The sequence below is a fragment of the Microbacterium enclense genome, from assembly GCA_038182865.1.
GTDB classification, from domain to species: domain Bacteria; phylum Actinomycetota; class Actinomycetes; order Actinomycetales; family Microbacteriaceae; genus Microbacterium; species Microbacterium enclense_B.
This window is the reverse complement of record CP116226.1, coordinates 321909-348244: the sequence shown is the minus strand read 5'-3', so window position 1 is coordinate 348244 and position 26336 is coordinate 321909. Positions and strand designations below refer to the sequence as shown.

30 protein-coding genes are annotated in these 26336 nt (G+C 68.6%); 15 read left to right on the top strand and 15 right to left on the bottom strand.

Annotated elements, in window-relative coordinates:
* Window positions 1–3 precede the first annotated feature (3 nt).
* Entirely contained in the window at window positions 4–324 is a 321-nt protein-coding gene (locus PIR02_01550; GenBank protein WZH37358.1) for a hypothetical protein, read from the bottom strand.
* 82 nt (window positions 325–406) lie between these two features.
* Window positions 407–961, bottom strand: coding sequence for a CGNR zinc finger domain-containing protein (locus tag PIR02_01545; protein ID WZH37357.1), 555 nt, complete (start codon window positions 959–961; stop codon window positions 407–409).
* Window positions 962–1051: 90 nt separating this feature from the next.
* On the opposite strand from PIR02_01545, the gene PIR02_01540 reads away from it, so the two are divergent.
* From PIR02_01540 to PIR02_01525, 4 genes are all read left to right on the top strand, one after another.
* Window positions 1052–2230 (top strand): alpha/beta fold hydrolase, encoded by a 1179-nt coding sequence (locus tag PIR02_01540; GenBank protein WZH37356.1) that lies wholly within the window; start codon window positions 1052–1054, stop codon window positions 2228–2230.
* A 30-nt stretch (window positions 2231–2260) separates the two neighbouring features.
* Window positions 2261–2722: an AAA family ATPase gene (locus tag PIR02_01535; protein WZH37355.1), complete on the top strand. Its 462-nt coding sequence runs from the start codon at window positions 2261–2263 to the stop codon at window positions 2720–2722.
* A gap of 81 nt (window positions 2723–2803) precedes the next feature.
* Window positions 2804–3178, top strand: coding sequence for a VOC family protein (locus PIR02_01530; GenBank protein ID WZH37354.1), 375 nt, complete (start codon window positions 2804–2806; stop codon window positions 3176–3178).
* A 234-nt stretch (window positions 3179–3412) separates the two neighbouring features.
* The gene (locus PIR02_01525; protein WZH37353.1) at window positions 3413–4021 is read left to right on the top strand and encodes a hypothetical protein; all 609 of its coding nucleotides are present in this window, start codon (window positions 3413–3415) and stop codon (window positions 4019–4021) included.
* A 287-nt stretch (window positions 4022–4308) separates the two neighbouring features.
* Here PIR02_01525 and PIR02_01520 read toward each other — a convergent pair whose 3' ends face one another.
* Complete coding sequence (locus PIR02_01520) at window positions 4309–5757, bottom strand: hypothetical protein (GenBank protein ID WZH37352.1); 1449 nt, start codon at window positions 5755–5757, stop codon at window positions 4309–4311.
* Between the two features lie 19 nt (window positions 5758–5776).
* Window positions 5777–6940: an FAD-dependent monooxygenase gene (locus tag PIR02_01515; protein ID WZH37351.1), complete on the bottom strand. Its 1164-nt coding sequence runs from the start codon at window positions 6938–6940 to the stop codon at window positions 5777–5779.
* 136 nt (window positions 6941–7076) lie between these two features.
* On the opposite strand from PIR02_01515, the gene PIR02_01510 reads away from it, so the two are divergent.
* On the top strand, window positions 7077–7796 hold the full coding sequence (locus PIR02_01510; protein WZH37350.1) for a helix-turn-helix domain containing protein: 720 nt from the start codon (window positions 7077–7079) through the stop codon (window positions 7794–7796).
* A gap of 21 nt (window positions 7797–7817) precedes the next feature.
* On the opposite strand, the gene PIR02_01505 is transcribed toward PIR02_01510, so the two are convergent.
* The 3 genes from PIR02_01505 to PIR02_01495 all read right to left on the bottom strand — a co-directional run bounded on the left by PIR02_01505 (window position 7818) and on the right by PIR02_01495 (window position 9005).
* On the bottom strand, window positions 7818–8240 hold the full coding sequence (locus PIR02_01505) for a hypothetical protein (protein ID WZH37349.1): 423 nt from the start codon (window positions 8238–8240) through the stop codon (window positions 7818–7820).
* Between the two features lie 55 nt (window positions 8241–8295).
* Complete coding sequence (locus tag PIR02_01500; protein WZH37348.1) at window positions 8296–8418, bottom strand: hypothetical protein; 123 nt, start codon at window positions 8416–8418, stop codon at window positions 8296–8298.
* Between the two features lie 86 nt (window positions 8419–8504).
* The gene (locus tag PIR02_01495; protein WZH37347.1) at window positions 8505–9005 is read right to left on the bottom strand and encodes a small multidrug efflux protein; all 501 of its coding nucleotides are present in this window, start codon (window positions 9003–9005) and stop codon (window positions 8505–8507) included.
* 377 nt (window positions 9006–9382) lie between these two features.
* Between PIR02_01495 and erm the strand changes: the two genes are divergently transcribed.
* Window positions 9383–10141, top strand: a complete 759-nt coding sequence (gene erm, locus PIR02_01490) for a 23S ribosomal RNA methyltransferase Erm (protein ID WZH37346.1) — start codon at window positions 9383–9385, stop codon at window positions 10139–10141.
* A gap of 42 nt (window positions 10142–10183) precedes the next feature.
* Here erm and PIR02_01485 read toward each other — a convergent pair whose 3' ends face one another.
* A complete protein-coding gene (locus PIR02_01485; GenBank protein ID WZH37345.1) occupies window positions 10184–11152 on the bottom strand; it encodes an alpha/beta hydrolase in 969 nt (322 codons plus the stop codon).
* Window positions 11153–11243: 91 nt separating this feature from the next.
* On the opposite strand from PIR02_01485, the gene PIR02_01480 reads away from it, so the two are divergent.
* Window positions 11244–11810 (top strand): TetR/AcrR family transcriptional regulator, encoded by a 567-nt coding sequence (locus PIR02_01480; protein ID WZH37344.1) that lies wholly within the window; start codon window positions 11244–11246, stop codon window positions 11808–11810.
* A 362-nt stretch (window positions 11811–12172) separates the two neighbouring features.
* Here PIR02_01480 and PIR02_01475 read toward each other — a convergent pair whose 3' ends face one another.
* The 5 genes from PIR02_01475 to PIR02_01455 all read right to left on the bottom strand — a co-directional run bounded on the left by PIR02_01475 (window position 12173) and on the right by PIR02_01455 (window position 15714).
* The gene (locus PIR02_01475) at window positions 12173–12853 is read right to left on the bottom strand and encodes a serine hydrolase (GenBank protein WZH37343.1); all 681 of its coding nucleotides are present in this window, start codon (window positions 12851–12853) and stop codon (window positions 12173–12175) included.
* A gap of 88 nt (window positions 12854–12941) precedes the next feature.
* Window positions 12942–13418 (bottom strand): hypothetical protein, encoded by a 477-nt coding sequence (locus PIR02_01470; GenBank protein WZH37342.1) that lies wholly within the window; start codon window positions 13416–13418, stop codon window positions 12942–12944.
* A gap of 645 nt (window positions 13419–14063) precedes the next feature.
* Window positions 14064–14504: a transcriptional regulator gene (locus tag PIR02_01465; protein ID WZH37341.1), complete on the bottom strand. Its 441-nt coding sequence runs from the start codon at window positions 14502–14504 to the stop codon at window positions 14064–14066.
* The gene (locus PIR02_01460; protein ID WZH37340.1) at window positions 14501–15331 is read right to left on the bottom strand and encodes an alpha/beta hydrolase; all 831 of its coding nucleotides are present in this window, start codon (window positions 15329–15331) and stop codon (window positions 14501–14503) included. The genes PIR02_01465 and PIR02_01460 overlap by 4 nt, the downstream gene beginning before the upstream one ends.
* Before the next feature lie 128 nt (window positions 15332–15459).
* A complete protein-coding gene (locus PIR02_01455) occupies window positions 15460–15714 on the bottom strand; it encodes a type II toxin-antitoxin system Phd/YefM family antitoxin (GenBank protein ID WZH37339.1) in 255 nt (84 codons plus the stop codon).
* Between the two features lie 48 nt (window positions 15715–15762).
* On the opposite strand from PIR02_01455, the gene PIR02_01450 reads away from it, so the two are divergent.
* Genes PIR02_01450 through PIR02_01440 form a run of 3 tightly spaced genes read left to right on the top strand, consistent with a single transcriptional unit; the run spans window position 15763 to window position 18792 of the window.
* Window positions 15763–16998, top strand: coding sequence for an MFS transporter (locus tag PIR02_01450; GenBank protein WZH37338.1), 1236 nt, complete (start codon window positions 15763–15765; stop codon window positions 16996–16998).
* Window positions 16999–17026: 28 nt separating this feature from the next.
* Complete coding sequence (locus PIR02_01445; protein ID WZH37337.1) at window positions 17027–18193, top strand: histidine kinase; 1167 nt, start codon at window positions 17027–17029, stop codon at window positions 18191–18193.
* Window positions 18190–18792 carry a response regulator transcription factor gene (locus PIR02_01440; GenBank protein ID WZH37336.1) on the top strand — a complete coding sequence of 201 codons (603 nt, stop codon included), beginning with the start codon at window positions 18190–18192 and terminating at the stop codon, window positions 18790–18792. Before PIR02_01445 ends, PIR02_01440 begins: the two co-directional genes overlap by 4 nt.
* A 115-nt stretch (window positions 18793–18907) precedes the next feature.
* Here the strand turns inward: PIR02_01440 and PIR02_01435 are convergent, their stop codons facing one another.
* Window positions 18908–19444 (bottom strand): hypothetical protein, encoded by a 537-nt coding sequence (locus PIR02_01435; protein ID WZH37335.1) that lies wholly within the window; start codon window positions 19442–19444, stop codon window positions 18908–18910.
* Window positions 19445–19791: 347 nt separating this feature from the next.
* Between PIR02_01435 and sucC the strand changes: the two genes are divergently transcribed.
* Window positions 19792–20955 carry an ADP-forming succinate--CoA ligase subunit beta gene (gene sucC / locus PIR02_01430; GenBank protein ID WZH37334.1) on the top strand — a complete coding sequence of 388 codons (1164 nt, stop codon included), beginning with the start codon at window positions 19792–19794 and terminating at the stop codon, window positions 20953–20955.
* Window positions 20956–20972: 17 nt separating this feature from the next.
* Window positions 20973–21875: a succinate--CoA ligase subunit alpha gene (gene sucD / locus PIR02_01425; GenBank protein ID WZH37333.1), complete on the top strand. Its 903-nt coding sequence runs from the start codon at window positions 20973–20975 to the stop codon at window positions 21873–21875.
* 238 nt (window positions 21876–22113) lie between these two features.
* On the opposite strand, the gene PIR02_01420 is transcribed toward sucD, so the two are convergent.
* Window positions 22114–23565, bottom strand: coding sequence for an NCS2 family permease (locus tag PIR02_01420; GenBank protein WZH37332.1), 1452 nt, complete (start codon window positions 23563–23565; stop codon window positions 22114–22116).
* A 66-nt stretch (window positions 23566–23631) separates the two neighbouring features.
* Between PIR02_01420 and PIR02_01415 the strand changes: the two genes are divergently transcribed.
* From PIR02_01415 to purN, 3 genes are all read left to right on the top strand, one after another.
* Entirely contained in the window at window positions 23632–24069 is a 438-nt protein-coding gene (locus PIR02_01415; protein WZH37331.1) for a nitroreductase family deazaflavin-dependent oxidoreductase, read from the top strand.
* A 121-nt stretch (window positions 24070–24190) separates the two neighbouring features.
* Complete coding sequence (locus PIR02_01410) at window positions 24191–25678, top strand: DUF6350 family protein (protein ID WZH37330.1); 1488 nt, start codon at window positions 24191–24193, stop codon at window positions 25676–25678.
* A gap of 42 nt (window positions 25679–25720) precedes the next feature.
* Complete coding sequence (purN, locus tag PIR02_01405) at window positions 25721–26320, top strand: phosphoribosylglycinamide formyltransferase (protein ID WZH37329.1); 600 nt, start codon at window positions 25721–25723, stop codon at window positions 26318–26320.
* Window positions 26321–26336 lie beyond the last annotated feature (16 nt).

Here is a 26336-nt window from a genome sequence, read left to right as displayed (position 1 = left end):
GCGTCAGATCGTGCGCGACTGCAGGTACTCGCAGAGGCGCCCGGTCGTCAGCAGCTCCTCGCCGAGAGCGATGAGATGGCCGCCCGAAAGGGGGAACTCGCCGGAGCGCTCCGTCAGTGCCGCGGTCCATTTGCGTTCGCAGTCGACATTCAAGTAAATCGACGCGGGTCCATGATTCAGGTGGACGGCGACGATTCCCGACTCGGGGTGCTCGGGGTCTTCCTGGGGGAGTACGTGCACGGTCGCGTGGGCGACGTGATCGTGCTTCTCGTAGTCAGCGACCCACTCGCTGATTTCGGTGAACGTGGGGCGAGAGCAGGTCATGGGACGAGACTAGTTGCACCGACGCGCGGCGAAGACGTCGCGCGCTGCCAGCCTGCTCGGAAACCGGCTGAGTCGTCGCACCTCAGCCGCGCCGGGCTTTCAGTCGCGCTTTCTTCTCGTGATTGCCGCAGGTGTTCATGTCGCACCAGCGCCGCGTGCGGCCGCGACTTGTGTCGAAGAACGCGGCGCGACACGTCGGAGACGCGCACAGAGCGAGTGCCCCCGGGCGCACGCCGGCGAGGATGTCGATCGCGTCGGCGGCGACGACTCCCAGGGCCGCGGCGACGGTCTCGGACCCACCGAGCACCCACTTTCTCCGGCCATCCGCGGTCAGAGAAGCCGTGGCTCCGCCGCGCGCGCTGAAGACATTGATCACGTCGACGGCATCGCGCGGGCGTGGTTGTCCGAGAGCTTGGGCCGTCGCGGCGGTGTGGATCGCCTCGCGGAGCTCGCGCGCCGCATCGAGGTCGGCTGATGAGCACGTGTCGACGGCGAGGTCCATCTCGCGAAACCACGCCGCGAGGCGCGCGGGAGTGGGGATGCGTTCGACGGGCGTGCCGGATCGCTCCGTGAGCGTTCCCGTGAAGGTGGTCGCGAGCACGGAGCCGAGGCGGAACTCCGGATCTCGGTCGGTCACGGAACCAGCATAGGCGGTTCCCCGCATCGCCCGCGCCGTGCTAGAACCGTCTTAGCCGGTTCGCGGCGACTCTGTGTGAAGGGAAACTCGATGCCCGAAAAACCACTGGATGACCGGATCGAACGGTTCGAGTGGCGCGCGCCGGAAGAGGAACTCGCAGATCTCCGCTCACGCCTGGCCCTCGCGCGCTTCCCTGAGCGCGAAACCACGAATCCTGACGCGTCGGGCGCCAAGCGCTGGGAGCAGGGCCCGCCCCTCGCCGACATGGTGGACCTCGTCGACTACTGGCGAACCGCCTACGACTGGCGCGCCTTCGAGGAGCGACTAGCCGAGATCGGCCAGTTCCGCACGCGCATCGACGGGCTTGGCATCCATTTCCTCCACCGTCGTTCGTCACGACCCGATGCCACTCCTCTCGTCCTGACCCACGGGTGGCCAGGAAGCGTCGCCGAGTTCGTCGATGTCATCGACGCGCTCACCGAGCCCGATGACCCCGACGTTCCGGCGTTCCACGTGGTCGCCCCCTCGTTGCCGGGATTCGGCTTCTCCGACAAGCCGGCCGAGCCGGGGTGGGGCACCGAGCGCATCGCCGCCGCGTGGGCCCAGCTGATGGGGCGGCTGGGATACGACCGCTTTCTCGCACACGGCGGGGACTGGGGCGGGCCGATCACGATCGCGCTCGGCGGACGGTTCTCGCGTCACGTCATCGGCATCCACACGACGACACCGGTTGCGCCGCCGGGACTCGGTCTCGACGTGCTCGACGACACCGAGCGGCAGTGGGTCGCCCACACGCGGGGGTTCGAGCGCAACCGTCTCGCGTACGCGAAGGTGATGGCCACCTCGCCGCAGACGATCGGCTACTCGCTCGCGGACTCGCCGGTGGGTCTTCTGGCCTGGATCCTCGAGAAGTTCTTCGAGTGGAGCGACACGGCCGACAGCCCGTTCGAGACCATCTCACGCGACCGGATCCTCGACAACGTCACGCTGTACTGGCTCACCGCCACCGGGGCATCGGCGTCGCGCATCTACTTCGAGAGCCACCAGTCGCTCGACCCCGACCTGCGCGTCGACGTGCCGGCGGCCCTCACCACCTATCCGCACGACATCGAGAAGCACCCGCGTCCCTGGGCGGAGGAGCGGTTCCGCCGTATCGTGCGATGGCGCGCGCCGGAGGCCGGTGGTCACTTCCCGGCGTTGGAGATGCCGGATGCCTTCGTGGTCGACCTCCGCGAAGGGCTCGCTGCCGTGATGGCCGCGGTCACGTGAGATGTCGGCGGCGCGCGTTAGCGTGGGGCGATGGGGAGAGTCCTGATCACCGGGATGTCGGGTACGGGCAAGTCGACGGTGCTCGCGGAGCTCGAGGCGCGCGGGTACCGGACTGTCGACACCGATTACGACGGGTGGACCGATGGTGACGGTGGCCCGTGGGATGCCGCGCGGATGGCGGATCTGCTGGCGACCGAGTCGACCGTCATCGTCTCAGGAACGAGCGAGAACCAGGGGGATTTCTCCGACCGCTTTGAAGAGGTCGTGCTGTTGAGCGCGCCCGTCGAGGTCGTGATCGACCGCGTTCGGTCACGCACGAACAACCCGTACGGGCGCACGGCGGAGCAACAGGAGGAGATCCGCGCGAGCCTCGAGGAGGTCGAGCCGCTGCTGCGTCGCGGTGCGACGGCGGAGCTGGACGCTCGGTCATCGGTGAAGGATCTCGCTGACGCGATCGCGCTCCTGGCGGGGCCACCGTCGGGAGCGAGCTGACCAGTCCCTCGACACGTCCGCCCTCACGCGAGAACATGGCGCTGCCCCAACGCGCCTCTGTCAGGAAGGACGGTCGTCGAGATGCTGTCTGTCGGTTCCATCGTCATCCGGGTAGACGACCTCGCTCGTCAACAGGAGTTCTGGACGCGCGCTCTCGACTACATCCCGCGCGGCGCCACCGACGACTTCGTGATCCTGCAGCCACGAGCCGGAGGCGGACCCAACGTGTCGCTGGACGCGATGCGCTCGTCGCGGGTGCTACCACCGCGCATCCACCTCGACCTCTACGCCGACGATCAAGCTGCGGAGGTCGCGCGCCTCATCGACCTCGGCGCGCGTGAGGTGGAATGGAGCGGTCGGCCGGCCGACGCGGACTACGTGATCCTCGAAGATCCGGAGGGCAATCGGTTCTGCGTCGTCGACGCGGGGCCTGATACGGGTGGCGCCGGGTCGTGACCGCGGGCCGCGCCTCGGGGACGAGGCAGGGGCGGCGCTCCACGTGAGTCCACCTGGAAAAGGGTGTGTGCCCGGTCGCGCGTGTTTCCTTGCGCAGCCCCGTAACCGCGTGTCTGCGGGTGACGAAGTGGCGGAGTGTGGGTGTAAACCCGCCCGTGAGCATGTTTGCATGCCTATCGTGGACGCTCGTCGAAAGACGTGAGGAACAGTGCTCATGGAAGCGAGGAAGCTGAGATGCGTAACACGGCCATCACTCCGACAATCCGGAAGATCGTGTGCGTAACCACTGCGACTGTCGTCGCCGGGCTGACGTTGTTCCCGCTTGGCGCAGCGTCAGCCACAGCCGCCGACGTCGCCCCAGCTGGCGATTCGGGGGAGGCGTCTGCGTTTGGGTTGACAGTCGACCAGGTGCGGCAAGCACACGCAGACTTCCAGACCGCGGGGGTCCCATTCGATGTGGTGAGGAGTGAGGGGCGCGTCGTCAACGTCTACCACTTTCCCGAAGGTGATCTCGGCCTCGTCGTTCCGCCGCAGGCGGGCGCGGCGATTCCGGCGCTCGCCGTCGGCTCGGACGGGGAGGGACAGTACATCTCGCTAAACCACACGGACCAGGTGGCTCTCAAGACCGGCGCGACTTCGGCTCTCGCCATCGCCATCGGGGTGCTGAATCCCGACGTTGGCTTAGCCGTCGGTGCTCTCTTGAACATGGCGAACATCTATGTCGGCAATAACGGCATGTGCTCTGGAAATGATGAGCTCTGGGTTTACTACAACGATGGGCCGACCGGCCCGTCGTACTCTCAGGTCATCTGCCGCCCGGTTTCCTACCGTGGGGGCGGATGAAGATGACTTCTCAGCACCGCAGGCGCCTGAGCTTCGGCGCGGCCCTCGGGCTCATCGTCCTGAGCTTCAGTACAGCACCGGTCTTCGCCAGTGAGGGCCCCGGAACGGGACTCGCGGTATTGGCGCTGTCAGCGCCTCTGCCGCTCATCGCGCTCGCGGTAATTGCTTCCGTCTGGTCCGCGAACGATCGGGAATCAGCGAAGCGGACCGGGGCCAGTCGGCCCTTCAGGCTCTGACACGACGTAAGCCCCGTCTCTATCAGACGGGGCTGACGTCTCGTGAGTCTCCTACGCCGTCACCTCGACCAGCACCACCGACTGCGGTGTGATGTCGAGCTCGAGCTCGAGCTCACCCTCATCGGACACCCGCGCCTCCCGGGGCGGGGCCGGGTCGCCGGTCAACGCCGTCTGGATGACCGATACGGTGCGGCCGGGCCACGGAAGGTGGCTGATGGTGACGTGTGCGGAAGTGACGCCGGCGGATGCCAGCTCGGGTCGCTGCGGCGGGAGATCGAGGCTCAGCTCGATGCGTTGTTCGCCGATGGGGATCCTGAACGTGAACGAGTCGCTTTCCCTGTTCTCGAGCGCTGACGCGGGGGCGACGAAGTTCGCGACCAGCACCCGCACCGTGTCGCCGTCGCGACTTGCCGCACACGCGAAGCCCGACGTGTCGCCGCCCGTCACCGCGAGGCGCTCACCCGTCAGTGCCGTGCCCGCGAGGATCAGCGCGCGTGTGCGTTCATCCGGACCGTCGGCGCCGGAGATCCCGGCGGGGTCGACCATGCCGTAATGAGGATCCAGCCCGCTATCGGCCCGGAAGAAGAAAGCCCGGTCGATGACCGTGTCCTGCAGGTGGATCGCGGTTGCGGCTTGGAACGCGCCCTTCTCGTCCGTCGGCGCGGAACTCGTGGGAATGGACAGGTAGTTCCAATAGCAGAGCCACAGCTCGGTGTCCGTGAACCCGTAACCGTCGAGCAGGTGGCGCAGGTCGTCGGCGACATATCCGAAATTCAGGGGATCACGGCTGGAATCGGTGAACCACAGGAACGAGAAGAAGTCCAACGGCAGGTCGTGCTCGCGGACATAGGAGAGGAAGCCTTCCCGGTAGGCGGCATCCGCGTTCAGGGGGAAAGCGACCGCGGGGCCCCCGATGACGAGCGAGTCGTCGACCCGCCGCACCGCGGCGCAGAACGCCGCGTACATCTCGTAGAACTCCTCCGGGCGACCGGCGAAATGCAGCGGGCCGAGATCGGGCTGGTCGCCGAACTCCCACAGGTGAATCGGCGTCGCCGGGCCGCCCGCCCACCCCTGCGCGTAGTGGCGGACGACGTGTTCGACGACTCGCCCGTACAGCTCGATGTCGTGCGCGGGCAGCTTGTTCGACGGAATCGAGCTCGCCACCGTGAACAGCACCTCAGCGCCGATGGCGTGCACCGCGTCGACCCACTCGTCGGTCGCCGTGAAGTTGTAGCTCGCCGGGTCGTCGGGGTCGGCATCCCATTTCGGAAAGAGGCTGGTCGGGTTGTCGCGGGTGTCGAGGCGCGACATCCAGTCGAACGAGCGCACGAGGGTCACCCCGGCGTCTTTCCAGACCGGCGTGAGGTCGGGGAACTGCGGGTGCCCGGTGGCGGGGCCGGGGAGGCCGCCGACACCGTTGAGGGGCTTCCACTCGCTGGCGGCGCCGGCGTCGACCCGCACGGCGCGGACGGTCGGGGAGCTTTCGCGGGTTGTGGACATGGGTCTTCTCCTCGATCGCTCAGATGGGCATTCTCAGGAGCCGGTTCGCGTACTCGTTCGCGATCGGCTCGTCATGGGCGAGGAACTCGATGCGGCGCCGGAAAGCGTCGGGTGTCACGGAATCGAACTCTTCGTTCATCGATTCGATGGACCGGTCATGCACCGCACGGACGCGGGGGAGTCGACGCCTCATCACGGCGAGCTGCGCGTCGAGCAGCGTCTGGTCTTTCGCCAGCTCCTGCGCGAGCACGACCCCGTCTTCGATGCTCATCGCGGCACCCGAACCGAGGTACGGAGTCATCGCGTGCGCGGCATCCCCCAGGATCATGACGCGACCGCGGAACCACGGGTAGGGCACCCAGACGGTGGAGTAGGGCGTGTACGCGACGCTGTCGGAGTGGAGGACGTCGTCGAGGGCGTCGCTCAACCAGTCCGCTCCGCCCATCAGCGCGGAGGCGCGGTCGTGCATGATGCGTGGCATCTCTGCCGGGTCGTACCGCGGGCGCCCCTCCTCCGCCACGGTCAGCACCATGTACATCGTCTCGGCCGACAGCGGGGTGAGCATGATCTTGCCGCCGTAGCCCTGGCAGATGATCGGCTGGGTCAGGCGGCGGCGGTTGGGCAGGGCCGACCGCCAGGCGACACCGCCGACGGGCTTCGGGTCGTACTGCGCGCCGAAGTACTCGTGACGGATCTGGGAGTTGATGCCGTCGTAGCCGGCGACCAGGTCGTAGTCGGCGCTGTCGCCGGTGTTGAAGACCACGGTGACGCCGTCATCGTGTTGCCGCAGGTCGGCGACGGTCGTGGCGAGGCGGATGGTGCACCCCATTTCGAGGGCGCGTGCGGTCGCGATCTCGAGGAATCCGATCCGCGACATCGTCACGCACCCGGGCAGGCCCTCGTCCTCGGTGCCGTAGCTCATGGTGCTGAGGAGGCGCCCGTCGGGGTCGTAGAGGTCGATCGCCGGGGACTGCTGGCCCATCTCGAGGCAGCGCTCCAGAAGGCCGAGGTCTCGAATGGCGCGCAGTCCGTTCAGGCGGAGACCGAAGCCGACGCCGGGCACGCTGTTGTCGGGCTTGATGTCGATGACGTCGACCTCCGCGCCGATCTGGGCCAGGGCCGTCGCGGCGCACAGGCCACCCAGGCCGGCACCCACGATCAGGACTCTCTTCGCGGCTGACATGCCGTGCTCCTCTCTGAGAGGGTGATCGCGGTCGTCTTCGGGAGGGGCGCACCTGTCGCGGCATCCATGAATCCGAAGATGAATACGTATTCGGATTTCACACGGTAGCCTCGTCCCAACGAAAGGGCAAGGCGACATGGCGACTCGAGTGACGGAGCAGTCCCGCGAGACGACGCTGCCTCCCGCAACGCAGAACCGCAGTCGCGCGTCGCTCGAGCGGGTGATGGACGCCACGGTCGCGCTGCTCGTGCAGAGGGGAGCCACCGGGTTCACCGTCGCCGAGGTGAGCACCCTGGCCGGTGTCGCTGTGGGGACGATCTACGGCCGCGTCGGAAGCAAGGAGTCTTTGCTGCTGGCCGTCTCATCGCGTGAACTCGATCGCATCGACGCCGACACGGCGACCTCGCTCGCTGATGCCGCGGAGGAAGGCGACACGTTCGCCGAGGCCCTCGCCCGTGTGGTCGAGGCGCGCCTGACGATCCTGACGCGGGAAGCGACCCTGCTGCGCGCCATCATCCGCGCGGCCGACGACTACCCGGCCGCTGCCGGCCGGGGTCACACCTCGGGTTCCGTTGTGCAGCGCACCGTCACCGACGCGCTCGATCGCGTGTGCCGCCGCTTCGAGATCGCGGCGACCACGGACGACCTTTACTGGGCGGGGGACGTCGTCGAGGCCGTGGCTACGCACCACCTCAGCATCGGCCTGCCCGATCACGCCGCCCCCGCGCGCGGTGTCGATTCGCGCGAGTTCGCGGAGAGGCTCACCGAGACGGTGACGTCCTTCCTGATGGCGAGGGCCAGCATGCCGAAGACGAGCGCACCTGCCGACACCGCGCCGTCAGCTGCTGAGCGTTGACGCCCGGGCGGTTTCGTTCTCTCAGACCCGGATGCCGACAGACTTCAGCTCGAGACCGGCGAGGCGACGCACGACCTCGGCATCTCCGCGTCGCCATGCTCCGAGAGCGTCCGGGTCGACCTTGGCGATCGTGCCGATCTTCTGGTTGGTGAGGGCGCGGAGCGCGAGCAACTCGACATCGAGACCGGCGCGTACCAGTGCGCGGGTGCGCGTCGCGCGCGTGGCGAAGCGCAGGCGCGGCAGGAGCCACACGAACACCAGCAGAAGGATCGGCAGGGCCGCGACGCCGACACCGAGCGCGATGGCCGCGCGCAGGATCAGATCCTGCTGCGTCTGACCGGCGGCCTCGAGCGTGTTCCCGGCGCCGCTCGCCGCGTCGAACGGCACGCTGATCCCCTCGCCGATGAACGGAACTCCGCCCAGTCGGTCGCCGACGTCGGTCATCGACGTCCGGAAATTCGCACCGGCATCCTGCATCTGCCGACCGAATCGCGACAACTCATTGACGGTCGAGAAGACCGCGACCCCCGTTCGCGACACTCGCCACGATCAGAACGACGGCGACGATATCCGTCGCGATCTGGCGCGTACGACGCGCGGCGAAGTCGGAATACAGTTTCACGCCGCCACTCTCCCATGCCGGTCGGCGCAGGAGAGCGGGGGCTTGACGAGGTCAGGGGCAGGCGGACATCTTCCGCTGTTCAGCGGTCACGCCACCGCGCGGATCACACCCGTGATGATGAGCGTGATCACGGTGGTCCACAGGGCGATCGCCGCCGCCTGCCAGGCGAGGACGCGCAACGGGGGGACTCCCGTCGAGGTGAGGGCTGCAGCGGTGAACTGCGTCGGCAGAAGCAGCGGGCCCAGCAGGCTCACGCCGGGCGTTCCGTATCGGTGGTAGGCGCGCTCGAACTTCTCACGGCGGGCGGTGGCAGGCTTCGCCGAGCCTCCTCGCCGGGTGGTCACGGCGGTACGCACGCGCGAGGTGGCCAGCACCACGATGGCCACGCAGATCAGGTTGCCGATCGCCCCGGCCAGGGCGGCGACGATCGGATGGATGCCGCCGATGATGCCGATCGCGGCGGCCCCCTCGCCCTCGATGAAGGGCACGGCGCCGGCCAGGGCGACGACGAGGGGCTGAACGAGGTCGGGGACCCCGGCGACGAGGTTCTGGAATCCGAGGACGAGGTCGGAGACGGGGTTCGACATGGATGCTCCCGGGGGATGAGCCCGCGGCGTGTTCCGCGGTGATTCCATTCCAATAAGAGCGACCTGTGCGCGGCAGTGTCACAGCGTCACGACGGGTCAGGAAGAAGCGCGGAGGCACCCGTGACGAATGTCACGGAACCCGTATTCTCGCGTCGAGCGGGCCCGTCCATTAGCCTCGAATCGTGGGTTCGATAAACAGCGCGTTCCTGACGGGGCGCTTCTTCACTTTCCGCGACCGCCGCGCCTGACGGCGCGCTCGCTCTCGCACGCATAAGCGCGCCGTCCTTCCGAGACGTCATTCGCACCTCGGACGGGCTTTTCGCGTTCTCATCGACGCCGCCCACGGGGTGCTCCCTTCTTCCTTCGGAGCACCGCTTATGCCTCGTTCCCTTCGTGGTGGCCGCCACGAACTCGGCCAGAATTTCCTCATCCATACGCCGTCGATCACGACCATCACCGACCTGGTGAGATCGACCGGCGGCCCGATCCTCGAACTCGGCGCCGGAGACGGTGCCCTGACACGACACCTCGCCTCGCTGGGCCGACCGCTCACCGCCATCGAGATCGACGAGCATCGCGCTCGGAAGCTCGCCGCGAAGCTCCCGGCCGTCAAGATCGTGCACGGGGACGCGCTCGCCGTCTCCCTCGCGGCGTCGACCATCGTGGGAAACATCCCGTTCCACCTGACCACTCCGATCCTTCGCCGCCTTCTCCGTGCGCAGCAGTGGCAGCACGCCATCCTTCTGACGCAGTGGGAGGTCGCGCGCAAGCGCGCTGGCGTGGGCGGCGGAACCATGATGACCGCGCAGCACGCGCCGTGGTACCGGTTCGCGTTGCGAGGGCGCGTGCCTCGCAGCGGCTTCGCCCCGGCCCCCAGCGTCGACGGCGGCATCCTGACGATCGATCGCCGCGCCGCGCCGCTCATTCCGGCCGCCGATCGGCGCGCGTACGAACGATTCGTCGCCGGGGTGTTCGCGGGAAGGGGCGGGCGCCTCGAGCGCATCGTCCAGCACGTGGCGCGGGTCGGCCCCTCGACAGCGCGGGCCGCCGTCCTGGGGGCAGACGCGCGCGGCGCTCTCCCGCGTGACCTGATAGGCGAGCAGTGGGCTGATCTCTGGGCGGGGCTTCGGTCGTGATCGGCGGGCCCCGGGGCGACGTGATCCCGGGGCCCGACGCTCTCAGCCCTGGGAGTGCAGCGCGGCGGAGAGGAAGGCGACGGCCTGGCCGACGGCGGCCTTCGCGGCGAAGGTGTCATGCAGGGCGTTGACCATGACGAAGTCGTGGACGATGCCCTGGTAGCGCACGGCGGTGGTGGCGACGCCCGCCTGGCGGAGCTTCGCGGCGTACGCCTCGCCCTCGTCGCGCAGCACGTCGGCCTCCGCCGTGATGACCAGCGCCTGTGGGAGGCCGGCGAGCTGCTCGAGCGTGGCGCGCAGCGGCGAAGCCGTGATCTGCGCGCGGTCCTCTTCGCTGGTGGTGTACTGATCCCAGAACCACTTCATGCCGTCGCGGGAGAGGAAGTACCCCTCCGCGAAGCGGTGGTAGGACTCGGTGTCGAAGGCCGCGTCGGTCACCGGGTAGAACAGCACCTGGGCGGCGAGATCGAGCCCGCCGCGCTCCTTCGCGATCAGCGTGAGCGCGGCCGACATGTTGCCGCCGACCGAGTCACCGGCGACCGCGATGCGCGCGGGGTCGAGGTCGTGTGAGGAGCCCTCGGCGACGACCCATTGCGCCGTCGACCAGATCTGCTCGATGGCGTGCGGGTAGCGCACGTCGGGCGAGCGGTCGTACTCGGGGAACACCACCGCCACCTCCGCGCCCACGGCGAGGTCGCGCACGAGACGGTCATGGGTATGCGCGTCGCCGAAGACCCATCCGGCCCCGTGGATGTAGATGACCACGGGAAGAACGCCGGTCGCGCCGGCCGGTCGGACGATGCGCACGCGGACCGAGCCGCTCGGGCCTCCGGGAACCTCGATCCACTGCTCGTCGATCTCGGGCTTGAAGATGGGAGCATCCTGCACGCTGTCGACAGCGGCGCGACCTTCGGCCGGGGGCAGCTGGTAGAGGAACGGGGGCTCGCTGGTGGCATCGACGAACTGCTGGGCGGCGGTCTCCAGAGCGATGCCGTGCGGGTTTCCGGTCATGATCGTGCCTTTCGGAAGGAGTGAGAACGATCGTTCTCGATTGGATTCGACGATAGAGAACGACCGTTCTCGTGTCAAGTACACTGGACCGATGAACGACATCCGCGATCGCATCGTCGACGCCGCCGACGCTCTCTACTACGGCCGCGGCATCGGTCAGGTGGGAATGGATGCCGTGCGCGACGCCGCCGGAGTGTCGTTGCGGGCGCTTTACAAGGAGTTCCCTTCGAAAGACGACCTGATCGTCGCGGTGCTGGACAAGCGTCATCGGATGTGGACTGACGGGGTGACGGCGGCGGTCGAGCGGATCGACGACCCCCGCGACCGGCTGCTGGCGGTGTACGACTACCTGGCTGGGTGGTTCGACGACGCGGACTTCCGCGGCTGCGGTTTCATCAACGCCTTCGGTGAGCTCGGAGCCGCCAACGCGGAGGTGGCTCGTGTCGTGCGCGCACACAAGGTCGACTTCCAGCGGTACGTCGAACAGCTCGTCTTCGCCGCAGGAGGGCCCGCGCATCTCGCGCCGCAACTCGCGATCCTCGCGGAGGGTGCCCAGACGACGGCTGCTATCGCCGGCAATGCGAACGCTGCCCCCCAAGCGCGCGCTGCCGCCGAAACGCTTTTGGCGGCAGCCTTCTCGCACGATGCAGCGAAGTAGAGGGCGACGTCATTGTGGCGGAGGTGCCGACAGCTCGTGTGCCTTCCGACCGCGCCTGACCTGGCGTTCGAGCAATGGGCCCTCTGACCCTGGTCTGGGGCTGATCGTCTAGCGGCGGCGTGGGCTCGTGAGAGCGGCGAAGTCGTTCAGCATCGGTGACCCTTCCGGTCCGTCGAGTGCGACCTGCGTCAGAAGGATGCTGACCTGACCCTGTGCGGGGAAAACTCGTGCGTAGGTTCCTGCGCCGCCGGACCAGCCGAAGCTTCGGTCGGGACGGACACTCCCTCCGTAACCCCACCCTTCGCCCTCGTCGAGGAAGGGTCGACCCATCGAACGCTGCTCGGAGGTCAACTGGTCGGTCATCATGGCCTTCGCCAATGCTGGGGGAGCAGCTCGCGCCCTTCGAAGGTGCCGTGGCCGATCAACATCGTGCCGAACTTGAGCCAGTCGTCAGCAGTGCCGATGAGTCCGCTCGCTCCGTCGGGGAAAGACGGAGGGTGCGCGTGGGCACCCGAGGGTGGGTCGATCAGCTCAAGAGGCTGTTCGAGGTTTCCCGTGGTTCTGTAGCGACTTGTGAACCTCGGTTGAAGTCCTTCTGGAACCCACCACTGCGCGTCATGCATATGCAACGGACCGAAGATCCGGTCGCTCATCAGGTGGTCCAGGGGCTTTTCCGCAACACGCTCGAGGAGCAGCCCGAGAATGGTGCTCCCGGTGTTGTAGGTCCACCCGCGACCGGGTTGATGGGCGAGCGGCACTGCGCCGGCCGCCGACAGGAATGTCTCTCGATCCAGCGTGCGCGGCGATGGCCCCTCCTGCATCGTTTCGACAAGCGCATCGACGAGCGGAGAACCGAAGTCGGAGGTGAAACCGAGGCCCCCGCGCAGGGTGAGGAGGTCTTCGATGGTGACGGGCCGGTCGGCCGGAACGGAATCGTCCAGGTGGGCACCGGGATGGCGGAGGACGCGCGATGCGGCAACCTCAGGAAGCCATCGCCTGATGGGGGAATGCAACTCCACGCGGCCCTCTGCCACGAAAGTCAATGCCAGTGCGGCGTATCCGCGATTTGAGAATGAACGACCCGGCGTTGTGCGCGGTGGGCGGGTGGCATCTTCAATGTCTCCGCGCTCCTCAGTCCTGCGAGGTCGCGTCGAGGACGAGAAGCGTGCCGAGGGGATCAGCGCAGTACCGTGCGGCCACGTCGGGTGTGAGCAGTCCGCGATCGACCAGGACCGCGATTGCCGCGTCTTTATCTGCGGTCACCTCGGCCAGCCATGCGGCGTCGACGTCTCCCTGCCACGCTGCCATCCGCTGCTCCGCCGCGGAAGCTGCCGCGTCCACTTCGTCGTACCAGCGGTCGAGGGGAGACTGCTCGGGTTCCGGGTCGCTCGGGCCGAGCAGACGCGCGAGCCACCCTCGCGGTGGTGGCGGATCGAGGCTCGGACGCCGCTGGCGAAGCTCCCCGGCCGCGCCCCGGGCGGCCTCGGCAATCGCGAGCGCTTCCCCGCCTCGCGGATCATTGCCGATCGCTGCGCGTTCGAGGCCCGCGAGCTCGGAGAAGTGCGTGATGGGCTCGCTCATCGACTCCGCGACATGAACCGCGCTCATCGCTCGCCCCGCCGCGACGGTGCAGGCCGGCTTCGCGTCGCGTCCGCATGCCATCGCGCGGATGGAAAACCTGTCATCCTCGTACGCTCCCTCCCGCGGAAAAGGCTAGGCGATCGAAGGACTTCGACGCGGCGGCGCGAGACTCGCATGGTCCTCGGTGACCAGGTGAGCACCGAGGACCTCCCTCGTGAGGGGGAGACGTGCGGAAGAAGCCGTTGTCTACCCTGTCCGCATGGATGCCGTGTTCGGGTGGGGGACGATCGCGATCATCCTGAGCGTTCCCGCGGTCTTCGCCGCTGTGGCTCTTTCCGCTCGTCGTCGTCAGCGCGTGGGTGATCATGGCGCGCCCTCGTCAGCGGGTCTGCTGGGGTTCGGTGAGCTGTTCCACCCTTCCGCGCACAACGCGCGATGGTCTGGGAGGCGGGGCAAACGATTCCCGCCCCCTCTCCGACGCCCGACACGGGGCCGGGAGTGATCGAGGCAGGCGGGCGAATCACGATCGAGGTCGAGCTGCCGCCGGGGCGCGCTACACCGGAGCGGTAGGCGAGAGACGCACATTTCCGCGGCGACACTCGCGACGGGTCGTGTCTCGCCGTGCGTCAGCACGCGGCGCGACTTCGACGGGTAACCGAGCGTTGGCGTGCATCACGGCGGAGAGCCGGGCCGCAACGCCTGATCGGCGGCGTCCACGTACGAGGTGAACAGGCTCGTCACGTCGCGAAGGCGTGTGGCGGCACTCGAGCTGTCCGTCAGACGTTCGGCGGCTTCGAGGGTGCGGATGAACGTGCGGGTGCGCTCGTGGCTGGCCGCCAGAAGCTGCTCGAATCCTCCGGCAGCCTCGACGAGCAGCCGTCTGCTGCCCGGCTGCGGAAGCGTCCGCGCCAACCCCCAGGACACCAGTTCTCGAATGGCGGTGCTCACCGCGCCCGAGCTCAGAGCGAGGTCTTCGCGCAGCTCTTCCGAGCTCGATGCCGTCCCTCGGAGGAGGAGGTAGCCGTAGACGCGCCCGGTGGATCGCGAAAGGTGCCAGGTCGCGAGAGTGTCGCCCATGGCGTTGATGAACTGATGCTGCTCGCTCGAGATCACGACCTCTTCTCCTCGTGCTCGTCTGCGCTTCTCCAGTTCTCGAGGATCTCGCGGAGAGTGTACGTGGTCTCTGCCGGCGCGTCCCACGTGACGATGTGTCCGGCTTCGGGAATGACGTGCTCGGCAATGTTCTCGAAGGCAGCCCAGCGGGACATCGCGTCGTTGATGTTGCCCGTGCGGTCATCAGCGCCGCGGACGAGGGCGAGCGGCACTCCGGATCGATGGTGCGGGGTGGGATCGACGAAGGACACAGTCGCCCTCCACACGTCCAAGAACCTCGATTTCGGCATTCGCGCGAACAGCGCCTCCGCGCGAGCAATCGCGCCGGGTGTCGCCGCCGAAGCCCGCGCCATGAGACCAGGCAGTCGCCGTGCCGGGATGAGGGACAAAGCGGGGGCGGCGAGACGTAACGCGAGCCGCTCGAGGCTCGACAGCGGCCCGCTGTTCCAGGTGGAGTCGACAATGATCATGCCGCGAACGCGATCGGGGTGCTCGCGCGCGAAGGCCTGTGTGAGGTTGCCTCCGAGCGAGTGCCCCACCAGCACCGCTCGGGTCACCTCGCATTCCGCGAGGAGAGCGTCTAGGTCGGCAAGCGCGTCTCTTGCGGCGAATCGAGTTCCTTCACTGAGCATCGACTGTCCGTGCCCACGGAGATCCCACACGATCACCCGAAAGCCGTCGCGGACGAGGGCTGCAGCGTGCGCGTCGAACATCGAATGGTCGAGACCTGCTCCGTGTGTCAGGACCACCGGCACGCCATCAGCGCCCGAGTCTCCGTACGCGATCACGGCGTTCGGACGATCCAGGTGTTCGCTGATTTTCACCATTCTCTGAAAATAGCGCAGCCTTGATGGATCTTCCAGGCGACTCCGTGAATACGCACCGTCGCTGCCGATGTCGGGGCTTGTCGTAGCGAGGTGCCGGGGTGCTCCTGTCTATCGCGTCTATCGCGCGATCATCGATAGTCCGGATCCGATTGGGCGGCTATCTGCCTCGTCGGCATGGACCGCGCGCTCAGATCGATCACCTGATTGGGTGGCTCCGGGTCTGTGGATGCCGTCAGATCTGCGGGTAGCTGCTCGATGGGCACGAGAGCAGCCACGCCCTTTCCGTGGCGAGTGAGGACGATGGACTCGCCTCCGAAGCGGACGCGGTTGACCAGCTCCGAGAGTTGTCCCCGAGCCTCGGAGACCGGGACTTCATCTGCCATGCCCTCATGCTACATTACGTACAATTTGTACAAATTGGGAGGTCGGGCATGCAGTCTCGCGACAATCGGCGACACGGCTACAGATGGCTGTGGGGTGCGTCGGCGGGCGCTGCGCTCGGTGACGGGCTCTCCTCGACGACCTTCCCGTTGCTGATCGCGAGTCAGACCCGCGATCCGCTCATCGTTTCCCTCCTTCAAGTGGCCACCGGTCTACCCTGGCTGCTGTTCGGCCTCGTGGCGGGGACCCTCGTTGATCGGTGGGACCGTCGGGCCGTCATGTGGCGCACCGATCTGGCGCGCGTGTGCATCGTGCTCGTGCTCGGTGTGCTGGTCGCGCGTGGCCATGCGCCGGTGGTCGTTGTACTTTTCGCGGCTTTCCTTCTGGCGTGCGGATCGACGCTGATCCGTAGCGCTGCCCCTGCGTTGCTGCCCACCCTGGTCCCGCGCGAACAGCTGGCGCGCGCGAATGGTCGCCTCCAAGCGGGGGCGACCCTCTCGGGCAGTTTCGTCGGGCCCGCTGCGGGAAGCGTGCTGCACTCCTTCTCCGCTTCGGCGCCCGTTCTCGCGCAGACGGTTGCTTTCATCGCGTCGGCCGTCTGCGTCGGGCGGCTCCCCGCCGCAGCCTCCGTGGAGGCCGCGCGGTCATCTCGCAGATCGATCTGGATCGAGACCGCCGAAGGCCTGCGATGGCTGTTCGCGCACCGCGTCCTTCGCTCCGTTGCCGTCGGCACCGTCCTCCTCGCGGCCTCGACCGGTGTCCTGCTGGCCGTGCTCGTCATCCATGTGCTGGACGTCCTCGATGTCCCCGCCGCGGGCTATGGCCTGCTGATCGCCGTGTATGCCGGGGGCAGCGTGATGGGGTCGCTACTCGCCGCACGACTTCGTCGCAGGCTCGGCACCAATCGGTGTCTGCTGATCTCGGCGCTGCTCGGGACTGTCTCGATCGCCGTGCTCGCGGTGGCGCCGAGCGCTGTTCTTGCCGGAGCCGCCCTTATCGTCCTCGGCGTCGCGACCATGCTGTGGAACATCCTGGCCGTCACGGTTCGTCAGGAGTTCACACCGGACCATCTCCTCGGGCGGGTGACGAGCGCGTTCGCCGTTGTCGGTGTGGGGACCGCCCCCATCGCTGCGCCCTTGGGGGGCATCGTCGCCTCCCTGACCAGTACGTCGGTGGCGATCGGGTTCGCAGCGATGCTCTGCGCACTGGCCTGCATTCCTGTCGGGCGACTCCCCGATCTCGATCGCGTCGGGCACACCCCTCCAGAGACTCCACCCCACCCATGACGAATGTCACGGTCGTACAGTGGCCGGGGTGAGCACCCCCACATCCGCGACCTATGCCCGCGATGTCCGCGTGACGTGGTGGTACACGGCCGCCTCGATCCTTTCGCTGCAGGTCTTCGGCCTGGGTATCTGGGGTCTCCTGATCGTGCTTCGCGAGCCCCTTCCCATCGCGATCGTGCACCTTCTCGGTGCGGCTGGCTCGGTGGCGTCCGCGGTCCTGCTGCTCGTGCGTTACCGACGCGAGCCGCTCGATGAGGGCGACACGACGGCGCGCCGTCCCGTGTGGCCGCTGGTTGTTGCGGGCGTGGTGTCGGCGGTGGTCGCCGGGGTCGCCGCGGGGTCGTTGCTGCTCGGCGTCGCCCTGTCGGCACAGGCCCTGTGCCTGATGCGGTGGCGGTCCGGCATCCGACTCCGTCTGGTCCTTCTCCTGGTTGCGGCGATCGTCGCGGCGTGGGTGATCGAAGCCAGCCGTCTCAACCCCGAGGGATACGTCGCCCAGGTCGTGGGGATGGGCATCTTCATCGCGATGCTCCCGCCGCTGACGGCGACGTCGCTGTGGTGGTGGGACATCGTGCGCGAACTCGACCGCGCCCGCCGCGCCGAAGGCCGCCTCGCCGCCGCCCAAGAGCGACTGCGTCTGGCGAGCGACCTCCACGATCTGCAGGGACATCACCTGCAGGTCATCGCCCTGCAGCTCGAGCTCGCCGAGAAGATGATGGGACGCGACCCGGAGGCCGCGGTGGAGCAGGTGCGCGCGGCGCGCGCCAGCGTCGACGAAGCGCGCCGCGGCACCCGCGACCTGGCCGCGCGGTTCCGCGGGGTGCCTCTGCCCGACGAACTCGCCAATGCGGCCGACCTGCTTCGCGCCGCGGGCCTCACCGTCGATCTCCTCGTCGACGCCGAAGCCGTCCGAGCGCCCGCCGACGTGCTGGGGCCGGTGATCCGCGAGTCGACGACCAACGTCCTCAAGCACGGCGGTGGGGTCTCGGCATCCCTCTCGCTCGCCCGACATCGGGGGTCGTGGGTGCTGGTCATCGAGAACGACTCCCGTGCCGCGGCGTCTCCCGTGGGAGATGGGGCAGGACTCTCGGGGATCGCCGAGCGCGTCGGCGCCGTCGGCGGAACAGTGGATGCCGAGCACTCCGGCGAACGATTCCGGGTCACCGTCTCGGTGCCCGAGGAGGTGATGGCGTGATCCGCGTGCTCATCGCCGATGACGAAGACATGATCCGCACGGCGCTCGCCGCGCTTCTGCGCCTCGAGCCCGACCTCGAGGTCGTGGGGGAGTGCCGCGACGGCGAGAGCGCGATCGCCGAGGCCGAGCGACTGCGACCCGACGTGTGCCTGCTCGACCTCGAGATGCCGGGCCTCGACGGCGTCGACACGGCCGCACGGATCCTGCGGCGGGTGCCCTCGCGCTGTGTGATCGTGACGCGCCACGCGCGGCCCGGCGTGCTGCGACGTGCGCTCGGCGCGGGCGTCGACGGGTTCCTTCCGAAATCTCGACCCGCGGATGACGTGGCCGCGGTGATCCGCGAGGTCGCCGCCGGGCGCCGCTACGTCGACCCCGAGATCGCTGCCGATGCCCTGAGCGATGAGCGCAGCCCGCTGACCGACCGGGAGCTCGACGTCCTGCGGGCGGGGTCTCGAGGGGAGACGATCGCCGAGATCGCGGCATCCCTGCACCTGTCGGCGGGGACGGTGCGCAACCACGTGTCGTCGGTGCTCGGCAAGCTGGGCCTGGCCAGTCGGCAGCAGGCGACGATCCACGCGCGCGAGCGCGGCTGGATCTGAGGCGCGGCGCGTCTCACTCGGTCGTGCGGGTGACGGTCTCGGCCGTCGACGGAGATCGTGGGTCAGATCGAGGCGGTGTCGGCGCACGACGGGCGCGCGCCGACACCGTCGGATATCAGGGCGTGGCCAGCGACTGGTCGCGGACGCCCAGCGTCTGCGCGTTGTTCATGCTCGTGCCTTCGCCGACCATGGCCCAGTTCTCGCCGAGGAGGTAGCTGGTCGGCCCGTCGACCTTCACCACGGTCTGTGCGTCGTACCAGGACTTGGCCTCGCCGGGCGTGGCGAAGACCGCGATCGTCTGCGTGCGCCCGTTCGGACCGAGGCAGTCGATCGACGACGTGGCGATCGACAGGTGCGAGTCGACGGGGTCGGTGCACACGCCACCGGCGTCGACGAAGGCGGACACGACCGCTGTCGCCGTGTCGTAGGTCGAGGCGGCGACATCGTTGGCCTCGTCGTCGTCGGACTCGTCATCGGCATCGTCGTCTGCCGTGTTGTCGTCGTCGCCGGCGGTCGCAGACGACCCGGAGGTGGCATCGGACGACGACGTGGTCGACGGGCTCGAGCATCCCGCCAGGCCGATGGCGGTGGTCAGGATCGCCACGGCGAAGCCGAGGGTGAGGAGGTGGTTCTTTTCTCGCAGGTCGATCATTGTTTTCCCTTTCACGACGGCGACCGCCCCCATCGCTTCCCGCCACCGGGCCGCCCGCCTCCGAGGACGGGTGACGCCTGGTCAGCAGCGACGAACACGCCCTCCCGCGTCGACGTGGATCCGCCCGGACGGGCGACCTGTTCCTGATGCTAGTGAGTCGAGCCCTTCGTCTCGGGGCCGATTGCCGTGGGCCGCAGGGCGATCGGCATCCGGAGTCCCTCCCGATGGAGGTGCACGCGTCGGGTCTCGTCAGCCCCGTCTAGTAGGGTAGACGATTGGCGCAGATCTCTTGATATCGAGAGACTTTCGCCTCCTCCCACCACCGATCGCCCAGCGAAGGATTGTCCGTGGATCTCTACGAGTACCAGGCACGTGACCTGTTCGAAAAGTACGAGGTGCCGGTACTCGCCGGCATCATCGCCGACACCCCTGAGGAGGCGAAGGCGGCCGCGGAGAAGCTCGGCGGAGTCGTCGTCGTCAAGGCTCAGGTCAAGACCGGAGGCCGCGGCAAGGCCGGCGGCGTGAAGGTCGCCAAGAACCCCGACGAGGCGTTCGAGGCGGCGCAGGCCATCCTCGGCCTCGACATCAAGGGCCACGTCGTCAAGCGCGTCATGGTCGCCGCCGGCGCCCGCATCGCCAAGGAGTTCTACTTCTCGGTGCTGCTCGACCGCTCCAACCGCTCCTACCTCTCGCTCTCCAGTGTCGAGGGCGGCATGGAGATCGAAGAACTCGCCGTCGAGCGCCCCGAGGCGCTCGCGCGCATCGAGGTCGACCCCATCGAGGGCATCACCTCGGACAAGGCGCTCGAGATCGCTCGCGCCGCCAAGTTCGACGAGGAGCTCGCGCCCAAGGTCGCTGACGTCTTCGTCAAGCTCTTCAACGTCTACAAGGGCGAGGACGCCACGCTCGTCGAGGTGAACCCCCTCATCCAGAGCGAGGACGGCGACATCATCGCCCTCGACGGCAAGGTCTCGCTCGACGAGAACGCCGGCTTCCGCCACCCCGACCACGAGGCGCTGGAAGACAAGGACGCGGCCGACCCGCTCGAGGCCAAGGCCAAGCAGCACGACCTCAACTACGTCAAGCTCGACGGCCAGGTCGGCATCATCGGAAACGGCGCGGGTCTGGTCATGTCGACCCTCGACGTCGTCGCGTACGCCGGCGAGAAGCACGGCGGCGTCAAGCCCGCCAACTTCCTCGACATCGGTGGCGGCGCCTCGGCGACCGTCATGGCCGCCGGCCTCGACGTCATCCTCGGTGACGAGCAGGTCAAGAGCGTCTTCGTCAACGTCTTCGGTGGCATCACCTCCTGCGTCGCCGTGGCCGAGGGCATCGTGAAGGCCCTCGAGATCCTGGGCGACACCGCGACCAAGCCGCTCGTCGTCCGCCTCGACGGCAACCAGGTCGAGGAGGGCCGCGAGATCCTCGCCGCCGCCAACCACCCGCTCGTCACCCTCGCCGCCGGTATGGACGAGGGCGCCGACAAGGCCGCCGAACTGGCCAACGCGTAAGGGATAGGGACAGAGAAATGTCGATCTACCTCAACAAGGACTCCAAGGTCATCGTCCAGGGCATCACCGGCGGCGAGGGCACCAAGCACACCGCCCTCATGCTGAAGGCCGGCACCCAGGTCGTCGGTGGCGTGAACGCCCGCAAGGCCGGTACGACGGTCTCGCACAAGGACGCCGACGGCAACGACGTCGAGCTCCCCGTCTTCGCCTCGGTCGAAGAGGCCATCCGCGAGACCGGCGCCGACGTGTCGATCGCGTTCGTGCCCCCGGCCTTCACGAAGGACGCGATGGTCGAGGCCATCGACGCCGAGATCCCCCTGCTCGTCGTGATCACCGAGGGCGTGCCCGTCGGCGACACCGCCGAGGCGTGGGCCTACGCGAAGTCGAAGGGCGAGAAGACCCGCATCATCGGCCCGAACTGCCCCGGCATCATCACGCCCGGCGAGGCGCTCGTGGGCATCACCCCCGCGAACATCACGGGCAAGGGCCCCATCGGCCTCGTGTCGAAGTCGGGCACCCTGACCTACCAGATGATGTTCGAGCTGCGCGACCTGGGCTTCTCGACCGCCATCGGCATCGGCGGCGACCCGGTCATCGGCACCACGCACATCGACGCGCTCGCGGCGTTCGAGGCCGACCCCGAGACCAAGGCGATCGTCATGATCGGTGAGATCGGTGGAGACGCCGAAGAGCGCGCCGCCGCCTACATCGCCGAGAACGTCACGAAGCCCGTCGTCGGCTACGTCGCCGGCTTCACCGCCCCCGAGGGCAAGACGATGGGCCACGCCGGCGCCATCGTCTCCGGCTCCGCCGGTACCGCTCAGGCGAAGAAGGAGGCCCTCGAGGCCGCCGGCGTGAAGGTCGGCAAGACGCCGTCCGAGACCGCGTCGCTGATGCGCGAGATCATCGAAGCGCTCTGACGTTTCGCTCGAGGGCCTGGATGCCATGGCATCCGGGCCCTTTCGCGTTGCCTGGGCCCGCACCCGGCGTTCCCCACGCCCGTTTCCGGCGTTGAGCGTCCAAAACACCCGGGCGTCTCGAAAATTCGTCCGGGTGTTCTGGACACTCACGTGGGCTCGGATGGGCGCGGCGCGCCTTTCGCGGGGCGAAAGAGGAGCCCGGATGCCGTGGCATCCGGGCCCCTGCCACGCACCAGGCTCAGCCGAGAAGCGCCTCCACCGGGCCGCGGGCGAAGAAGACGACGAAGCCAGCGGCGACGATCCACAGCAGCGGGCTCACCCGACGCGCACGACCGGACAGAGCCTGGATCAGCACCCAGCTGACGAAGCCCGCGCCGATGCCGTTGGCGATCGAGTAGGTGAGGGGCATCACGGTCACGGTGAGGAACACCGGGATGAGCACCGCCATGTCGCTGAGGTCGACGTGGCGGATCTGCCCCATCATGAGGGCGCCGACGATGACCAGCGCCGCTGCGGCGATCTCGGTGGGCACGATGCTCGTGAGAGGCGTGAAGAACATCGCGAGGAGGAAGAGACCGCCCGTGACCACGTTGGCGAGGCCCGTGCGGGCGCCCTCACCGATGCCGGAGCCCGACTCGATGAACACGGTGTTCGACGACGATGAGGTCGCCCCGCCGGCCACCGCGCCGATTCCCTCGATCACGAGCGCCGAACGCAGACGGGGGAACGTGCCGTCGGGAGCGGCGAGACCCGCTTCGCGCGAGAGGCCGGTCATGGTTCCCATGGCGTCGAAGAAATTCGTGAACACGAGGGTGAAGACGAGCATGAGGGCCGACAGAACGCCGATGCGGCCGAAGGAGCCGACCAGATCAACCTGGCCGACGAGCGACAGGTCGGGGAGGCTGACCAGCTGCGACGGGAGCGTCGGCACGCTGAGGCCCCAGCCGCCGGCGTTGCCGTCGGCGCGCGAGCCGAGGTGCGCGACGGCCTCGACGAGGACCGCGATCACGGTGCCCGAGAGCAGACCGATGAGCAGGGCGGCCTTGACCTTGCGAACGAGCAGCACGGCGGTGATCACGAGCGTGAGGACGAACAGCGCGGTCGGAATGGTCGCGATCGAGCCGCCGACGCCGAGGCCGACCGGGGGAGAGTTGATGCCCGTCGAGGTGACCAGGCCGCTGTCGACGAAGCCGATGAAAGCGATGAAGAGTCCGATACCGACCGTGATCGCGGTCTTGAGCGCGAGCGGAACCGCCTCGAAGATCATGCGGCGAAGGCCCGTGACCGCGAGCAGCACGATGATGAGGCCGTTGATGACGACGAGGCCCATGGCCTCGGGCCAGGTCACTCCGCCGACGATGCCGACCGCGAGGAACGAGTTGATGCCCAGACCCGCCGCGAACGCGAACGGCAGGCGCGTCACGAGGCCGAACAGCATCGTCATGACGCCGGCGGTCAGCGCGGTGGTGGCGGCGACCTGAGGGAATCCGAGGGCGTTGCCCGCGACGTCGGGCGTGCCCGACAGGATGATCGGGTTCAGGATGACGATGTACGCCATGGTCACGAAGGTGACGACGCCGCCGCGGACCTCGGCGCCGACGGTCGAGCCGCGGGCGGTGATCTCGAAGAAGCGGTCGAGACCGTTTTTCGGTTCGGGGGCGGCCGTGGTCTCGGGAGCGGAAGCGCTCATGAAGGCTCCAAGAAACAGGGGGAGGGGGAGAACCGGAGGGGCAGACGCCGACGTATCGTGGAAGACATGTCGCTCTCAGGAGAGTATCTGCCCAGCACCAGCGAGTGGGCCCGCCAGCAGGCCGAGGCGTTCGAGGCCACCGGGGGCCGCGAGGCCGCCGAACTGCGGGGCGTTCCCATCATCGTCCTCACCACCGTCGGCGCCAAAACCGGCGGGCTGCGCAAGACCGCGCTCATGCGCGTCGAGCACGACGGCAAGTACGCGGTCGTGGCATCCAAGGGTGGTGCTCCCGAGCACCCCGCGTGGTTCCACAACCTCGTGAAGAACCCCCGCGTCGCCCTGCAGGACGGCGATGTGAAGAAGGAGTACGACGCCCATCAGGCCGAGGGCGCCGAGCGCGACGAATGGTGGGCGCGCGCCGCAGCCGTGTGGCCCGACTACGACGAGTATCAGAAGAAGACCGAGCGGCGTATCGAGCTGTTCGTGCTGGAGCCGGTCGAGTAAGACCCGAGCTCGCGGCGGCAGGGGCACCGCGCGCCTCGCGGGGACCACGAGCGGCGATGTTGCGCTCGCCGCCGCGCCTGAAAGCACCTCACGACCGGCGCGGGTAGGGTCTCACACGCCCATGCATCGCCTTCTCGTCGCCCTCTTGGCCGCCCTCGACGCCGTCCTGGCCGCCGCGGGTGGTATCGCCGTCGTCCTCGCCCCGCTCGCCCTGCTCTGGGTGGCCGGTCTCGGCAGTCCCGACTGGAGTGCGCTGTGGCCGGCGACGGCCGCCATCTGGCACCTCGGGCATCTCGTGCCGCTCGCGGTGACCCTGCCCGACACGTACCTCGCCGCCACCGGCATCGACCCGTCGTTCGCGACCTTCACCCTGTCGCTGGCGCCCTTGGCCTTCGCCACGTTCACAGCCCTCTTCGCCGCCCGGTCCGGCGTCCGTGCGGGTGAGGCGGGCGCGGCTCTCACCGGATGGCTGTCGGGCTCGATCGTGTTCGCCGCGATCGCGACCCTCGTCGCCCTCACCGGCAACGCCGCGCTCGTGACATCCGAGACCTGGCTCGCCATTCTCCTGCCGTCGCTGCTGTTCTTCGTGCCCTCGTTCGTCGGGGCGGTCGTCGGTGCGTGGCGCGTCGGAGACGACGGGCCGATCGACGCCCTCCGGGCTCAGCTCGCCCGGCTGCCACGTGCCTGGGCGAGTGTGCCGACCCTCGCGTTGCGCGGTCTCGCGACGACGACGCTGGGCCTCGTCGGTGTCGGCGCCGTCGTGGTCGTCGCGGGCATCGTCGCGCGCTCCACGCAGGTCATCGGCATCTACCAGGCCAGCAACGCGGATGCCATCGGCGCCACCGTCATCGCCCTCTGCCAGCTCATGTACCTGCCCACGCTCGTACTGTGGGGCGTGGCGTTCGTCGCCGGTCCTGGCTTCGCGCTCGGCACCGACACCGCGGTCACCCCCGCTGCCACGCAGGTCGGTGCGCTCCCCGGCATCCCGGTGCTCGGCGCGATCCCCGACACCACCTCGCCGTGGCTGCTGCTGCTGGCGTTGCTTCCCGTCGCGATCGGCGCACTGACCGGATGGATCCTGCGATCCCGGATGCCGTTCACCTCGGGCCCCGAACCGGTCGGTCCGCGCCTGACCCTGGCTCTGGCCGTCGCTGCCCTCACCGGCGGGGTCGGCGCGCTGATCGCCGTGGTGTCGACGGGCGCGATCGGACCGGGTCGCCTCACCGAGACGGGCCCGCAACCCGGTCCTCTCGCCCTCGCTCTCGGTCTCGAGGTGCTGGTCGGTCTCGCGATCCTGCTGCTGAGCCCACGGCCCGACGGGCGCTCCGCCGAGCGCGACCACGAGATCTTCGACGAGCGCGACGCGACGCCGGCCCTCGTCCCTCCCTCCCGCGCGCACGTGCCCTTCGATCGAGATGAGCACGCCACCGGCCCCGCCCCCACGGTTTCCGCCCCGGGAACGGGCATCGCGCACGACGTGTGGCCGAGCTCGTATCGCGGCCCCGACGAGGCCGAGTCGGCAGCGCTCAGCGACGACGAGGTCCGGGCGCGGATCCGCGCGGCGTGGGCGACGCATCCCGACGAGGACGGGCCCGCGGGCGCACGCTGAGCCGCGCGGCGGGTGCGAGCGCACCTGCGTAGACTGACCTCCGTGCTCACGGTCGCCGTCCTCATCTCCGGCACCGGCTCCAACCTCCGTGCCCTGCTCGAGGCGGCTGCCGCCCCCGACTTCCCGGCGCGCGTGGTGGCGGTCGGCGCCGACCGCGAGGCCGACGGCTTCGCACACGCCGAGCACTTCGGCATCCCGACCTTCCTCGTGCCCTTCGGCGCCTTCGCCTCGCGCGAAGAGTGGGGCGCCGAGGTGGGTGCGCAGCTGGCCGTCTGGAACCCCGACCTCGTCGTGCTGAGCGGAATGATGCGTCTGCTTCCCGCCGACCTCGTCGCGGCGTGGGAACCGCGCATCATCAACACCCACCCCGCGTACCTGCCCGAGTTCCCGGGTGCCCACGGGGTGCGCGACGCCCTCTCCGCCGGAGTCGAGCAGACCGGGGCGAGCGTCATCGTCGTGGACTCCGGCGTCGACACCGGCCCGATCCTCGCCCAGGAGCGCATCCCCGTGCTGCCCGGCGACGACGAGCACTCCCTGCACGAGCGCATCAAGCCCGTCGAGCGGCGTCTGTTGATCGACGTCGTGCGTCGCATCGCGGAAGGTCACCTCGACCTCGCCGCCGCCGCATCCCGAACCGCCTGACCCGCGCGACGGGCGC

Coding starts and splice junctions, on each gene's coding strand:
- PIR02_01485 (WZH37345.1), bottom strand. CDS start 11,152: ATGACCGGAAACCCGCACGGCATCGCTCTGGAGACCGCCGCCCAGCAG.
- PIR02_01435 (WZH37335.1), bottom strand. CDS start 19,444: ATGATCGACCTGCGAGAAAAGAACCACCTCCTCACCCTCGGCTTCGCC.
- PIR02_01550 (WZH37358.1), bottom strand. CDS start 324: ATGACCTGCTCTCGCCCCACGTTCACCGAAATCAGCGAGTGGGTCGCT.
- PIR02_01470 (WZH37342.1), bottom strand. CDS start 13,418: ATGAGCGCGGTTCATGTCGCGGAGTCGATGAGCGAGCCCATCACGCAC.
- erm (WZH37346.1), top strand. CDS start 9,383: ATGCCTCGTTCCCTTCGTGGTGGCCGCCACGAACTCGGCCAGAATTTC.
- PIR02_01460 (WZH37340.1), bottom strand. CDS start 15,331: ATGGTGAAAATCAGCGAACACCTGGATCGTCCGAACGCCGTGATCGCG.
- PIR02_01505 (WZH37349.1), bottom strand. CDS start 8,240: ATGACCGACGTCGGCGACCGACTGGGCGGAGTTCCGTTCATCGGCGAG.
- PIR02_01450 (WZH37338.1), top strand. CDS start 15,763: ATGCAGTCTCGCGACAATCGGCGACACGGCTACAGATGGCTGTGGGGT.
- sucD (WZH37333.1), top strand. CDS start 20,973: ATGTCGATCTACCTCAACAAGGACTCCAAGGTCATCGTCCAGGGCATC.
- PIR02_01480 (WZH37344.1), top strand. CDS start 11,244: ATGAACGACATCCGCGATCGCATCGTCGACGCCGCCGACGCTCTCTAC.
- PIR02_01420 (WZH37332.1), bottom strand. CDS start 23,565: ATGAGCGCTTCCGCTCCCGAGACCACGGCCGCCCCCGAACCGAAAAAC.
- PIR02_01410 (WZH37330.1), top strand. CDS start 24,191: ATGCATCGCCTTCTCGTCGCCCTCTTGGCCGCCCTCGACGCCGTCCTG.
- PIR02_01515 (WZH37351.1), bottom strand. CDS start 6,940: ATGTCAGCCGCGAAGAGAGTCCTGATCGTGGGTGCCGGCCTGGGTGGC.
- PIR02_01530 (WZH37354.1), top strand. CDS start 2,804: ATGCTGTCTGTCGGTTCCATCGTCATCCGGGTAGACGACCTCGCTCGT.
- PIR02_01520 (WZH37352.1), bottom strand. CDS start 5,757: ATGTCCACAACCCGCGAAAGCTCCCCGACCGTCCGCGCCGTGCGGGTC.
- PIR02_01495 (WZH37347.1), bottom strand. CDS start 9,005: ATGTCGAACCCCGTCTCCGACCTCGTCCTCGGATTCCAGAACCTCGTC.
- PIR02_01525 (WZH37353.1), top strand. CDS start 3,413: ATGCGTAACACGGCCATCACTCCGACAATCCGGAAGATCGTGTGCGTA.
- PIR02_01540 (WZH37356.1), top strand. CDS start 1,052: ATGCCCGAAAAACCACTGGATGACCGGATCGAACGGTTCGAGTGGCGC.
- PIR02_01455 (WZH37339.1), bottom strand. CDS start 15,714: ATGGCAGATGAAGTCCCGGTCTCCGAGGCTCGGGGACAACTCTCGGAG.
- PIR02_01415 (WZH37331.1), top strand. CDS start 23,632: ATGTCGCTCTCAGGAGAGTATCTGCCCAGCACCAGCGAGTGGGCCCGC.
- PIR02_01535 (WZH37355.1), top strand. CDS start 2,261: ATGGGGAGAGTCCTGATCACCGGGATGTCGGGTACGGGCAAGTCGACG.
- PIR02_01510 (WZH37350.1), top strand. CDS start 7,077: ATGGCGACTCGAGTGACGGAGCAGTCCCGCGAGACGACGCTGCCTCCC.